The 12440-nt window shown below is 38.1% G+C and carries 15 protein-coding genes; 5 read left to right on the plus strand and 10 right to left on the minus strand.

Annotation, left to right across the window (positions count from 1 at the left end; all coding sequences use genetic code 11):
• The first annotated feature begins 45 nt into the window (after positions 1 to 45).
• The 3 genes from DV428_RS07280 to DV428_RS07290 all read left to right on the plus strand — a co-directional run bounded on the left by DV428_RS07280 (position 46) and on the right by DV428_RS07290 (position 1406).
• Positions 46 to 708: an NAD(P)H-dependent oxidoreductase gene (locus tag DV428_RS07280; protein WP_114909230.1), complete on the plus strand. Its 663-nt coding sequence runs from the start codon at positions 46 to 48 to the stop codon at positions 706 to 708.
• 72 nt (positions 709 to 780) lie between these two features.
• The gene (locus DV428_RS07285; RefSeq protein WP_114909231.1) at positions 781 to 1050 is read left to right on the plus strand and encodes an AbrB/MazE/SpoVT family DNA-binding domain-containing protein; all 270 of its coding nucleotides are present in this window, start codon (positions 781 to 783) and stop codon (positions 1048 to 1050) included.
• Positions 1050 to 1406: a type II toxin-antitoxin system PemK/MazF family toxin gene (locus DV428_RS07290; RefSeq protein ID WP_114909232.1), complete on the plus strand. Its 357-nt coding sequence runs from the start codon at positions 1050 to 1052 to the stop codon at positions 1404 to 1406. Before DV428_RS07285 ends, DV428_RS07290 begins: the two co-directional genes overlap by 1 nt.
• A 32-nt stretch (positions 1407 to 1438) precedes the next feature.
• Here DV428_RS07290 and DV428_RS07295 read toward each other — a convergent pair whose 3' ends face one another.
• From DV428_RS07295 to DV428_RS07315, 5 genes are all read right to left on the minus strand, one after another.
• The gene (locus DV428_RS07295) at positions 1439 to 1792 is read right to left on the minus strand and encodes a type II toxin-antitoxin system PemK/MazF family toxin (protein ID WP_114909233.1); all 354 of its coding nucleotides are present in this window, start codon (positions 1790 to 1792) and stop codon (positions 1439 to 1441) included.
• On the minus strand, positions 1792 to 2061 hold the full coding sequence (locus tag DV428_RS07300; RefSeq protein WP_114909234.1) for an AbrB/MazE/SpoVT family DNA-binding domain-containing protein: 270 nt from the start codon (positions 2059 to 2061) through the stop codon (positions 1792 to 1794). Before DV428_RS07300 ends, DV428_RS07295 begins: the two co-directional genes overlap by 1 nt.
• A gap of 269 nt (positions 2062 to 2330) precedes the next feature.
• Entirely contained in the window at positions 2331 to 3443 is a 1113-nt protein-coding gene (gene apbC, locus DV428_RS07305; RefSeq protein ID WP_114909235.1) for an iron-sulfur cluster carrier protein ApbC, read from the minus strand.
• 156 nt (positions 3444 to 3599) lie between these two features.
• Positions 3600 to 3965, minus strand: a complete 366-nt coding sequence (locus DV428_RS07310; RefSeq protein ID WP_114909236.1) for an SEL1-like repeat protein — start codon at positions 3963 to 3965, stop codon at positions 3600 to 3602.
• A gap of 13 nt (positions 3966 to 3978) precedes the next feature.
• Entirely contained in the window at positions 3979 to 4629 is a 651-nt protein-coding gene (locus tag DV428_RS07315) for a tetratricopeptide repeat protein (RefSeq protein ID WP_114909237.1), read from the minus strand.
• Positions 4630 to 4877: 248 nt separating this feature from the next.
• On the opposite strand from DV428_RS07315, the gene metG reads away from it, so the two are divergent.
• Positions 4878 to 6926 carry a methionine--tRNA ligase gene (metG, locus tag DV428_RS07320; protein ID WP_114909238.1) on the plus strand — a complete coding sequence of 683 codons (2049 nt, stop codon included), beginning with the start codon at positions 4878 to 4880 and terminating at the stop codon, positions 6924 to 6926.
• Between the two features lie 110 nt (positions 6927 to 7036).
• Complete coding sequence (gene tehB / locus DV428_RS07325) at positions 7037 to 7897, plus strand: SAM-dependent methyltransferase TehB (protein ID WP_114909239.1); 861 nt, start codon at positions 7037 to 7039, stop codon at positions 7895 to 7897.
• Between the two features lie 50 nt (positions 7898 to 7947).
• Here tehB and gloB read toward each other — a convergent pair whose 3' ends face one another.
• The 5 genes from gloB to DV428_RS07350 are packed head-to-tail and all read right to left on the minus strand — an operon-like array spanning position 7948 to position 12288.
• On the minus strand, positions 7948 to 8664 hold the full coding sequence (gloB, locus tag DV428_RS07330) for a hydroxyacylglutathione hydrolase (protein ID WP_114909240.1): 717 nt from the start codon (positions 8662 to 8664) through the stop codon (positions 7948 to 7950).
• A gap of 51 nt (positions 8665 to 8715) precedes the next feature.
• Positions 8716 to 9522, minus strand: a complete 807-nt coding sequence (locus DV428_RS07335; RefSeq protein WP_114909241.1) for a class I SAM-dependent methyltransferase — start codon at positions 9520 to 9522, stop codon at positions 8716 to 8718.
• Complete coding sequence (locus tag DV428_RS07340) at positions 9519 to 10283, minus strand: ABC transporter ATP-binding protein (RefSeq protein ID WP_114909242.1); 765 nt, start codon at positions 10281 to 10283, stop codon at positions 9519 to 9521. The genes DV428_RS07335 and DV428_RS07340 overlap by 4 nt, the downstream gene beginning before the upstream one ends.
• The gene (locus DV428_RS07345) at positions 10283 to 11296 is read right to left on the minus strand and encodes a FecCD family ABC transporter permease (protein ID WP_420920775.1); all 1014 of its coding nucleotides are present in this window, start codon (positions 11294 to 11296) and stop codon (positions 10283 to 10285) included. The genes DV428_RS07340 and DV428_RS07345 overlap by 1 nt, the downstream gene beginning before the upstream one ends.
• Positions 11296 to 12288 (minus strand): iron ABC transporter substrate-binding protein, encoded by a 993-nt coding sequence (locus DV428_RS07350; RefSeq protein WP_053465375.1) that lies wholly within the window; start codon positions 12286 to 12288, stop codon positions 11296 to 11298. The genes DV428_RS07345 and DV428_RS07350 overlap by 1 nt, the downstream gene beginning before the upstream one ends.
• Positions 12289 to 12440: the final 152 nt, after the last annotated feature.

Below are 12440 nucleotides of genomic sequence, written 5' to 3' on the forward strand. Positions count from 1 at the left end.
TCTTTAATATGACACCACATTTTTGTTTAAAAAAGAGGAAATAAAATGACTCAACTTACTCGTGAACAAGTTCTTGAACTCTTTCATCAACGCAGCTCAACACGTTATTACGACCCTGCAAAAAAAATCACTGATGAAGATTTTGAATGTATTTTAGAGTGCGGTCGATTATCGCCGAGTTCTGTAGGCTCTGAGCCTTGGAAATTTTTAGTAATTCAAAATAAAACATTACGCGAAAAAATGAAGCCTTTTAGCTGGGGAATGATGAATCAGCTTGATAATTGCAGTCATCTTGTGGTGATTTTAGCGAAGAAAAATGCCCGTTATGACAGCCCATTTTTTGTGGATGTGATGGCGCGTAAAGGCTTGAACGCAGAGCAACAACAAGCCGCCCTTGCAAAATACAAAGCCTTGCAAGAAGAAGATATGAAATTGCTGGAAAGCGACCGCACTTTATTTGATTGGTGCAGTAAACAAACTTATATCGCCCTTGCCAATATGCTTACTGGTGCAGCCGCCCTTGGCATTGATTCTTGCCCAATTGAAGGTTTTCATTACGATAAAATGAATAAATGCCTCGCCGAAGAAGGATTATTCGATCCCCAAGAATATGCGGTTTCTGTCGCCGCAACCTTCGGCTACCGCTCACGCGATATTGCGAAAAAATCCCGTAAAGGGTTGGATGAAGTGGTGAAATGGGTGGGGTAAATTAGAGTTGTTTTATTTTTTATTTGCACTACAATGTTACACAAAGTAGCACTTCAATCTAGGAGAATCATTATGCAAGCGACATTAAGACAACAAGGTGGTGCCGCAGTTTTAACTGTTCCAGTGCCAATATTGCAAAAAATGGGCTGGGAAATTGGAAATAAAATCAATTTAGAACCGCGAGGAGAACAAGTTGTGCTGACCCCAGTTAAACGGAAAGCAAGAGGACGAAAGAGCATTGCGGAATTATTAACAGCTATTGATAGCAAAGAAATAGCAAACTTAAATGCATCAATCTCAGAGCTCACTGGCTCTAAAGCCGTAGGGAAGGAAGTCTGGTAATGCGAGCCCCCAAAAAAGGAGAAATTTGGTACATTGATCCCGATCCAACAAAAGGAAAGGAATTACACAGACCACATTACTTTATTGTTATAACGGATGAGTTATTAAACAAAGCATTAGGAACGGCTCTTTGTTGCCCAATTTCAACAGGTGGAAATGCAGCACGTTCACAAAGTGTGACTGTTACTCTTGACGGAAATAGCACTAAATCAGGGAAAATAACTGGTGTTATTTTATGCCACCAACTAAGAGCATTAGATTTAGAAGAACGACAGGCAAAATTTGCGACAAAAGCAGAAGATTATTTAATTGATGAAGTTATTATGAAACTTGTAGATTTAATTGATCCACAATAGAAATTGCCCTAGCAAAAACTAGGGCAATTTTTCTAATCTCTTAAAATCGCTTCAACAATGTCTTGAACTTCAAATAAAACATAATCTGGTACAGATTCAACTTTTTTCGCGTCTCTACCTCGAAAGTCAATTATTCTGGCTTGATATGCAACAACGATACCTTGCGTCTTACAGCCTGTTCCACTTAACGTTACCGCAAAACCATTTTCTCTGGCAAGCACCGCATTTCCTTGTGTAATCGGAGCTATCATCATAAATCCCAAATTATGAAATTTATTATCGCTTAATACTAATGCTGGACGTTTCTCACCCTGCAATTCATTTCCTACAACGGGATTTAAGCAAACCGTGATAATATCACCTCTTTTAAATTGTTGTTTAGCCATCAAATTTCCTGCCCTGTTGGCTCAATTAAATCCCATTCTTGAATGACGGGTAATTGTTTTGATGATGTCATTGCAAGACGTTCATCTAAGGTTAATCTTTTTCTTTTTTTCGGATTATTAGGAACAACAATCACTTTAATTGTATTGTCGCTAATTTTTTCTAGTTCCAAAAAATCCCCCATATCCAAATTCATGGAGTCAGTAAAGTCCTTAGGTAAACGGATTGCTTTACTATTTCCCCACTGTTTTACTTGTAATCTCATATTCATCGTTATATAGCTGACAAAAGTTTATTTTTAATAAAAAATAAGTCAAAAATCAGCCTCTCCTTATACTAATTAATTATTGGCAATAATGTATCACTTAATGATACCCTTGCTAGTGTAACTTGATATTTATTGATGTCAAATAAAAGAATCGTTTCATCGTGTTCAAGATAAATTAAAAGAGCTTAGTATTGCAAAACATAAAACTAAGCTCTTAAATTAGATGAAAATAAATTTTAAGGGCTGCAAATGCAGCCCTATCTTTTTTTCGATTATTTCACTTCTTTAAATAAAATCTCGCTTGGGATTACTGAACCTTGCCAGTAAAGTTCTGTGGAGACTTTTTCAGCAAGTTGTAGGAACGCTTGTGAAATTTCATTTTCAGGCACTCGCACAACAGTTGGGTTGCCCGCATCTAAATCTTCACGGATACGAATATGTAAAGGAAGTTGAGCTAACACTTTCACATTGTATTTTTCAGCCATTTTCTCTGCACCGCCTGTGCCAAAAATTGCTTCGTGATGACCGCACTCGCTACAAATATGCATTGACATATTTTCCACAATACCCAATACCGGCACGGATACTCGCTCAAACATTGAAATACCTTTCACTGCATCAAGCAAAGCAATATCTTGCGGAGTTGTCACTACCACTGCACCAGTCACAGGGATTTGTTGTGATAAGGTAAGTTGAATATCACCAGTGCCCGGAGGCATATCGATAACAAGATAATCTAAACTATCCCATAGGGTTTCATTTAATAATTGGCTTAATGCACTGCTCGCCATTGGACCTCGCCAAATTGTTGCGCTATCTTCATTCATTAAAAAGCCAATAGAATTTGCAGATAAACCATGTGCTTTAATTGGGGTAATGTGTTGATTATCTGGCGAAGTTGGACGTTGATCCGCTACGCCTAACATATGTGGAATAGAAGGCCCATAAATATCCGCATCTAAAATCCCGACACGTGCGCCTTGTGCTTGTAATGCTAAAGCTAGATTAACAGAAACCGATGATTTCCCTACGCCGCCTTTACCAGAACTCACAGCAATAATATTTTTCACACCTTTTACAGCAGGTTGATTATTTGCACGTTTAAGTGTAGCGATTTGATACGAGATCGCCCATTTAATTGATTTACAATCTGTCGCTTTCAACAACGCATTTGAAACCGCTTGTTTTAACTGTTCTGCACCAGAATTCCACGCAAAAGGTAATTTCAATTCAATGCGTAAAGTATCGCCGCCCTTTTCCACTTTTTTCAAAGTATTAAGCGCAATCAGATCCTTTTGCAGGGTTGGATGCTGAAATTGTTGGATAATCTGCTGAACTTGATTTTGCTGCTCGGCAGTCAAATTATCAGAAAAGTAGGTTGCCATAATAACTTCCTGTTTAGTAGAGTAAATTTGTCGGGCATATTTAATCACGGAAAGTGCGGTATGTTAAGTTAAAGTTTTTCAAACCGAATAAAAAACCTGTTTCTGATAACCGATTTCAGAAACAGGTATTTACTCAAATAATGGACTAAACTCAAATCATTCCATTATACAAGCTGTTTTTAGCCCTTTATGACAAGCCTGTTTAAATTTTTCTTTTGCCACCTCAAGGTTTTTTGAGAGATGTTGTCCGTTATAATATTGCGCTGCAAGATAGAAATCAGCATTTGCACAATTTTTCTCACTCGCCTTAGTAAATAACTCAAAAGATTGAGCGTATTTCTTATCTTTATAAGCTGCCACACCTAATTGAAAATCAGATTTAGCTTGTGATGAACAAGTTTCAACATCTAATGCCAAAGGCGAAATCATTGCAGGAAAGGTAATATCTTCATTAGAAGTACAAGCCGATAATACAGAAAGTGTTCCAACCAAAGAAACCATAGCAATCAATTGTTTTTTCATAATATTTTTCCCCCTATTTCTTATTGTAACTTTTTAAAGCTTTACAAGCTTCCTTTGTACCTTGTTCACAAGATTTCTTAAATAATTCTTTGGCTTTCGCTTTATTTTGTTTAACGCCTACTCCATTATCATACATCTCACCTAAGAAAAATAGTGACGTGGAAATTCCTTGCTCTGCAGACTTTCTATACAACCTTATTGCCTCAGCATAATCTTTTTCTACGCCTTTTCCAAATCTATACATTGAACCTAAGGCCATTTGACCTTCTGGACTCCCCTGCTCTGCAGCCTTTCTATACAGCTTTATTGCTTCAGCATAATCTTTTTCTACACCTTCTCCATTTTCATACATCTCACCTAAGAAAAGTAAGGCAAACTCCTCCCCCTGCTCTGCAGCTTTGCGATACCATTTTGCAGCCTCAACATAATCTTGCTTAAAAAATTCCCCCTCATGATACATTCTCCCCAAAAATAATTGCGCTTTAGCATCTCCTCTCACTATACCTGCATCTTTAAACTGTTCTGCAGCCTGTGCGAAATCATTCTTCCTATAAGCATCTATACCTACTTGTGTTCCAAAATCCATAGCTGCCACAGTTGAATGAAAAGAAAGAATAGAGGCACCTAACAATGCGCTGGTAAGCAGTATTTTTGTTAATTTCATATAATAATCTCTTAAGTTGATTTATAAAAAATACCAAATTTTTTGTTTGGCAATATGTTTTGTTAGTTTCTCTGTAAAGAGAAACTAACACCCAGTATACTGGGTGCGAAATGATTAAATTTTAAACTTTTAAAATAGGTAATTTTAAATAAAGTGCGGTGGATTTTCCTTCCATTTTCAAACTAGAAAAAATCCCCTATTTAAAGTAAGATAAGCACAATTTTTGTATGCTAAAAAGAGAATAATAAATGACAACTCAACCCCGTAAAATTTTAGTCACTTGCGCCTTGCCTTATGCCAATGGAGCAATTCATTTAGGACATATGTTAGAACATATCCAAGCGGATATTTGGGTGCGTTTTCAACGTATGCGTGGCAATAAAATCCATTTTGTTTGTGCGGACGATGCGCACGGTACGCCGATTATGTTGAATGCTGATAAACTTGGCATTACACCTGAAGAATTAATTGCTAAAGCAAAAGCCGATCACGTGCGTGATTTTGCAGGTTTCAATATTAGCTTTGATAACTACCATTCCACTCACAGCGAAGAAAACAAACAGCTCACCGCAGAAATTTACAATAAACTCAAAGCCAATGGTTTTATTAAGAGTAAAGTTATTTCTCAGTTATTCGACCCTGAAAAAAATATGTTCTTGCCTGATCGTTTTGTGAAAGGCACTTGCCCGAAATGTAAAGCAGAAGATCAATATGGCGATAACTGCGAAGTTTGTGCTTCTACTTATAGCCCAATGGATTTAATTAATCCTCGTTCAGCGGTTTCTGGCGCAACACCTGTGGTAAAAGAATCTGAACACTTTTTCTTTGACTTACCTGCATTTGAAGGGATGTTAAAAGAATGGACTCGTTCTGGCTCACTTCAATCAGAAATTGCGAACAAAATGCAAGAATGGTTTGAGAGTGGTTTACAACAATGGGATATTTCACGCGATGCGCCTTATTTCGGTTTTGAAATTCCGGGCGCAAAAGATAAATTCTTCTATGTTTGGTTAGATGCACCAATCGGCTATATGGCTTCATTCAAAAATCTATGCAATCGTGAAGGCATTGATTTCAATGAATTTTGGGCTGAAGGCAGTGATGCGGAACTTTATCATTTCATCGGTAAAGACATCGTTTATTTCCACAGTCTATTCTGGCCTGCAATGCTTGAAGGCAGCGGCTATCGTAAACCGACTAATGTGTTCACTCACGGCTACGTCACGGTGGATGGGGCGAAGATGTCAAAATCTCGCGGGACTTTCATTCAAGCCAGCACTTATTTGAATCATATCGATCCTGAATGTTTGCGCTATTACTATGCGGCAAAATTAAATGATCGCATTGAAGATTTAGACTTTAACCTTGAAGATTTCGTACAACGTGTAAATACGGATATTGTAAACAAATTAGTGAATTTAGCTTCACGCAATGCAGGCTTTATTGCGAAACGCTTTGAAGGCAAACTTGCGGATAAACTGGAAGATGAAACATTATTTGCAGAATTTACCGCCCAAGCCGAACAAATCGCCGCTTATTACGAAAGCCGTGAATACAATAAAGCCATTCGTGAAATTATGGCATTAACAGATAAAGCCAATAAATACATTGATGAAAAAGCCCCTTGGGTGATTGCAAAAGAAGAAGGCAAAGAGGCAGAATTACAAGCAGTATGTTCAATGGGAATTGAGCTTTTCCGTGTGTTGATGTCTTACTTAAAACCTGTTCTTCCAAAACTGGCAGAACGTGCAGAAGCTTTCTTACAAGCTGAATTACGTTGGGATAATATTCATCAACCATTGCTTGGTCATACCCTTGCATCGTTCAAAGCCTTATTCTCTCGTTTAGAGAAAAAACAAATTGATGCTGTTGTGGAAGAAACCAAAGCCTTATTTGCCGCAGCCAATAAGGCAGCAGAAAAAACTGAAGCAAAACCAACCGCACTTTCTGCCGTTGAACCTATTGCTGAAACCATCACCATTGATGATTTTGCTAAACTTGATATGCGTGTAGCAAAAGTGTTGAAATGCGAAGCAGTGCCAGAATCCAATAAACTTTTACGTTTTGAATTAGATCTTGGCGATCATACTCGTCAAGTTTTCTCTGGCATTAAAGCAGCTTACAATAAGCCCGAAGAATTAGAAGGTCGTTTTGTGATTATGGTGGCAAACCTTGCACCACGTAAAATGAAATTTGGTGTATCTGAGGGAATGATTCTATCCGCAGGAACAGGCGGAAGTGACTTATTCTTGTTATCTGCCGATAGCGGTGTCACCGCAGGTATGCAAGTAAAATAATCAATTCAATTAATTAGGGCAACATTATGTTGCCCTTTTATTTTCTTGTTGAAAATAGGTGGCTTATAACCTACTATAACACTCAACTATTTATCTATTTGGAGAATATTATGAAAAACGAATTAATTTGCTATAAACAAATGCCAGTGTGGACAAAAGACAAATTACCACAAATGTTCCAAGAAAAGCACAACACAAAAGTCGGCACTTGGGGAAAATTAACTGTATTAAAAGGTAAGCTCAAATTTTATGAGCTAACCGAAAGTGGCGATGTTGTTGCCGAGCATATTTTCACCCCAGAAAGCGACATTCCTTTTGTTGAACCTCAAGCATGGCATCGTGTTGAAGCACTTTCAGATGATTTAGAATGTACCCTAGGTTTCTATTGCAAAAAAGAAGATTACTTCAGTAAAAAATACAATATGACTGCCACTCACGGCGATGTGGTGGATGCAGCAAAAATCATCTCGCCTTGTAAAGTATTAGATTTAGGTTGCGGACAAGGGCGTAATTCACTTTATTTAAGTTTATTAGGCTATGATGTGACCTCTTGGGATCACAATGAAAACAGCATTGCCTTTTTAAATGAAACTAAAGAGAAAGAAAACCTTAATATTTCTACCGCACTTTACGATATTAACTCTGCCAACATTCAAGAAAACTACGATTTTATTGTTTCAACAGTGGTGTTTATGTTCTTAAATCGTGAACGTGTGCCGTCAATCATCAAAAATATGCAAGAACATACCAATGTTGGCGGATATAACTTAATCGTTGCCGCTATGTCCACTGATGATGTGCCTTGCCCACTTCCGTTCTCTTTCACCTTTGCTGAAAATGAATTAAAAGAATATTACAAAGATTGGGAATTCTTAGAATATAACGAAAATATGGGCGAATTACACAAAACCGATGAAAACGGCAATCGCATTAAAATGAAATTTGCCACCATGTTAGCGAGAAAGAAATAACCCGCTAATTTAAAAAATCACCGCACTTTGCCTTTGATAAAAAAGATAACTTAGAACATATCTTTTGCTTTGCGAAGTGCGGTAAATTCTTCAAGTGTTTTTGCTTGTAAAAACGGATTAATTTCTCGCTCAAGTTTTAATGTTGTCGGCAAACTTGGTTTATTTTCAGACCGCTGTTTTTCAACAAAAATACGTTGTTTTTCCACCGCACTTTTTTCTACCGCACTTTTCTCCACCAGCACCGTTTCCGCAAATGCTAAATTTCCCAAGGTGTATTCGTGAGCAGGACAAACAATCGTCTCGTCTGGCAATCTATTCAAACGCTGCAAACCTTCAAACATCTGCGCATAATTACCTGTGAAAACACGTCCGCAACCGGCAGAAAATAACGCATCACCACAAAATAAATGATTATCTACTAAAAAACTAACGTGCTGTTTCGTGTGTCCACCAGTCGGAATTACATCAATTTGATAATGTGTGGTAAGGATCTTCCCTTCGTTCACAATTTGAGTTGCGCCTTTTTTCTCACATTCTTGCGACCCATAAATCGGCACCGTTGGATAACGTTTTTTAAATGCCGACACACCTTGTGTATGATCGTCGTGTTCGTGAGTAAGCAACACCGCTTCAACCGTTGCGTTTTGCTTATCTAGCCACGCAAACAGATTGTCCGTTTCAGGCAAATCGACAATAATAAGAGGCAGATTTTCTCGTTGATAAAGCCAAATGTAGTTATCATTCAGCGCAGGCAAAGCAAATAACATAATCGTCCTTTTAATTAGTGATAGAAAAATAAATTGATTCCGCTTAAAACATTAGATGCGATCCACATTCCACCAAATCAACGCCCATTTTTTCTGTCCGTGAGAAATGGGTTCGTTATTGGTTTGTTTACGATCGTAAAAGGCTTTTAAACCTTGTTTTTCTTTTTCGGAAAGCTCGCCTAAAGAAAACTCCACCGAGGCTAATAAATCCTCGTAACTTTCACCTTGAAAACAACCCGATTCGGTTTCAATAAAATTCAAATTTGCCTGAATGCCTTTTTGATACAACCGATTGAGTAAATAAATATAAGTCGGGAAACCAATATCTTCACGCCCAATCGCCTCAAATACGCCCTCATCTAAAAAATGACGTTGTGTGACAGAAGTCAAAAACACACGTTTTTTCGCTTTGGCACAGAGTTTTTCAATCATATCGTCCAAATCGTCCACCAAGGTTGAACGAGATGCCAACACCACATCAGCTTGTGGCACATCATCCCAATTATCCGCCCAAGATTTATGAAATGTCGTCAAATTATGCAAACCAAATTTCTGTTTGAACTGCGCCAAGCAATCTAACATTCCATTGCTATAATCTAAGGCATATACGGTTGAGCCTTGTTGTGCAAGTGGCACAGCAAAGGTACCGGGGCCACAGCCAATATCCAACACAGTTTCATCGGCTTGCACATTCATAGCTTGCAATAATTGCTGATTATATGCAGAAGGTTTGCCGACTAAATTCTCTGCCATTTTCACAGCTTTTTTATCCCATTTTGTCGGAGGTAAGTTGTAATGATTACAAGCGATTAAGTGTTGTTGATAAAGTTCAGCAAAATTGATGTCGTAAATAGTCATAGTGATTTTTCAATGTGGTTATTCAAATGTTGATGTAAAAGTTCGGGCGAAGTGCGGTAGATTTTCGCCAAGTTTTCTAAGGTTAATAAATGTTTTTTATTGCCTTGTTGAAAGCCAAATTGTTGATCAAGCAAAACAATATTATCCCCTAAAAATGCCGCTTGTTGTGGATTATGCGTGCTAATAATAAGCGCAATATTTTGCTTTTGCAGTTGTTTTATTTTTTCTAACACTCGAATTTGATTACCAAAATCAAGGCTGGAAGTCGGTTCGTCCATAATTAAAAGTTTGGCTTGTTGAGCAATCGCACGGGCAATCAACACAAGCTGCTTTTCACCGCCACTTAATTGATGATAATAACGCTGTGCAAGATGAGCGATTTCTAACTCTTGCAATGCCATTAATGCCAAATCTAAATCAGATTTTTTCGGGGTTTGATACCACTTCAAAAAAGCACTTCTTCCCATCATCACCATATCCTGCACTAAAAAAGGAAATAAATGGGAATGCGCCTGTGGCACATAAGCAATATGTCGAGCCAATTCTGTTGGTGAATAATCAGAAAGTGATTTTCCTTGCCAAAAAATCTCACCACCAATAGGTGGCTGTAATCCCAATAAGGTTTTCAAAAACGTACTTTTGCCTGCGCCATTTGCACCAAGCAAACAACAAATTTGATTTTCCTCTAGGGTAAATCGGATATGTTGAACAAGCGTTTTTCCTTCATAGCCAATGGCAAGATTTTGTGTTTCGAGTAACATTATTTTTGCCCTCGCACTAATAAATAAAGGAAAAATGGTGCACCACACGCAGAAGTCAAAATACCGAGTGGCAGTTCAATCGGCGCAATCGTGCGAGCCAGCGTATCAGTAAGCAATAAAAAAGACGCACCAAGCAATAAGGATGTCGGCAATAAACGAATAAAATTTGCCCCCACCAACAAGCGTGCGATGTGCGGTACCAACAAACCAACCCAGCCGATAATTCCTGTCATTGCCACCGCACTTGCCGTACAAAGTGTGGTGAACACAATTAAAATCCAGCGAGTACGTTTAATTGGTACACCTAGCGTTTGTGCGTCATCTTCATCAAGAGACAGTAAATTTAACCGCCAACGCAATAAAAAAATGGGAACAATCCCTAGCAACAACATCGGGATCAGTTGAATTAAATCTTGTTGATTAATAGCCGTCAGGCTACCAAGTAGCCAAAAAGTGATTGAAGGTAATTGAGTGAAAGGATCCGCAAGAATTTTTAACAAAGAAATGCCTGCGCCAAGTAAAGAACCAATTGCAATCCCAGAAAGTACTAACACCAAAATAGGATCTTGTGTACGACTACGCGAGGCAATGAGCGATACACATAACACAGCTAAAATACCACCGCTAAAAGCAAAGAGTTGGATATAAATCATTGGCAAATTATAAAAAATTGCCAAACTTGCCCCAAAACCTGCGCCCGCTGAAACACCCAAAATATCTGGCGAAACAAGCGGATTTTTAAACATACCTTGATAAGTTGCGCCCGCACAAGCAAGCGCAGCCCCGACAAAACAAGCGGCAAAAATACGTGGCAAACGAATTTGCCACAATACTGTTTGTTCCGTGTTTCCTTCATATTGCCCGCTAAACGAACAGCTTATTGTCTCCCAAAGTTGGCTAGGGGAAAGCGGGTATTTTCCCACATTCAAAGCAAGTAAAATACTGCCAAACAACAATCCAACTAACAAGATAAAAAACAAACGAGGCGAACGTAAAAGAAAAGTCGAGCTCATCATTTTACTTGAAACAACTTAAGTGCTTGTTCATTGCTTAAGTCAATGTGATAGAACAATTTATAAAAACGTTGAATTTCAGGCACAAAGTCAGCATTCGCCCTACCACTCAACATATGTTGTAACCAACGCACGCCTAATAAACGGTTTAAACTTGGTGGTGAATCAATCCAACCAAATGGTGTATGCGGCACAAAGAAAACTTGCTGATTTTTCACCGCACTTAATTCTTTCCATTGCGGATTGTTTTCAAGCGCTTTATAAAACTCATCATATTGGGTGAAAATCATTTGAGGATTCCACAATAAAAGTTGTTCCATTGAAACTTGAGTTAAGCCTTTTTGATCTCCCTCTGCGACGTTTTCCAAGCCAATCAATTCCATTGCTTCCGTATGAATCGAACCTTTTTGACCGGTTTGCAAACCATCCGCATTACGCGCTAAATAGGCAGTTTTATGATGTTGTTTAGCAAAATAGAGTGCTTGTTTAAGGGTTTCTTCCGCATATTTGGCTTGTGCTTCAGCTTGTTTTTCGTTACCAAGCAACTTACCTAATTTACGTAACAAAGCAGGCGTTTCACTTAATCTGCCATCTAACAACAAATAAGGCACTTGAGTTTGAGCAAAAGTGCGGTCAGCTTGATCTTTATAATTCGGCGCAATATTCCCCACATCAATAATCAAGTCAGGTTTTAACGCAACGATTTTTTCTGCAGAAAGCGTGCTGCCTTTTCCCGCAATTTTACCGAGTGTGGGTAATTTTTTAATCTCACCATCAAACAACGCACCTGCTTTTGATTCCATTTTAAAGCCAGCAAAGCCTGCTAATTTTTCAGGTGCAACAGCAAGTAACAACACATCACTCGGGTTCCCCGCGCTTAATACTTTTTCAATTTTGGCTGGTTCAGGCAAGCTGCCTGCTTGGTAAGTTAAATCTTGAGCACTCACTTGCAAAGCAAAAAGTGCGGTGAAAATCGTGAACATTTTTTTCATTTTAGCTCCTTAAAAATGAGAAATAATGGCTAATTTTACAACATCGCTATATTTATTTAAATATAACGTAGCAAAAATAGGCAAAATAGTTCTATAATATTTAACGTTATATATTTTATTATATAGATTTATTTCGTAGATAAAGGATAATT

This window comes from Haemophilus haemolyticus, from assembly GCF_003352385.1.
GTDB lineage: Bacteria > Pseudomonadota > Gammaproteobacteria > Enterobacterales > Pasteurellaceae > Haemophilus > Haemophilus haemolyticus_I.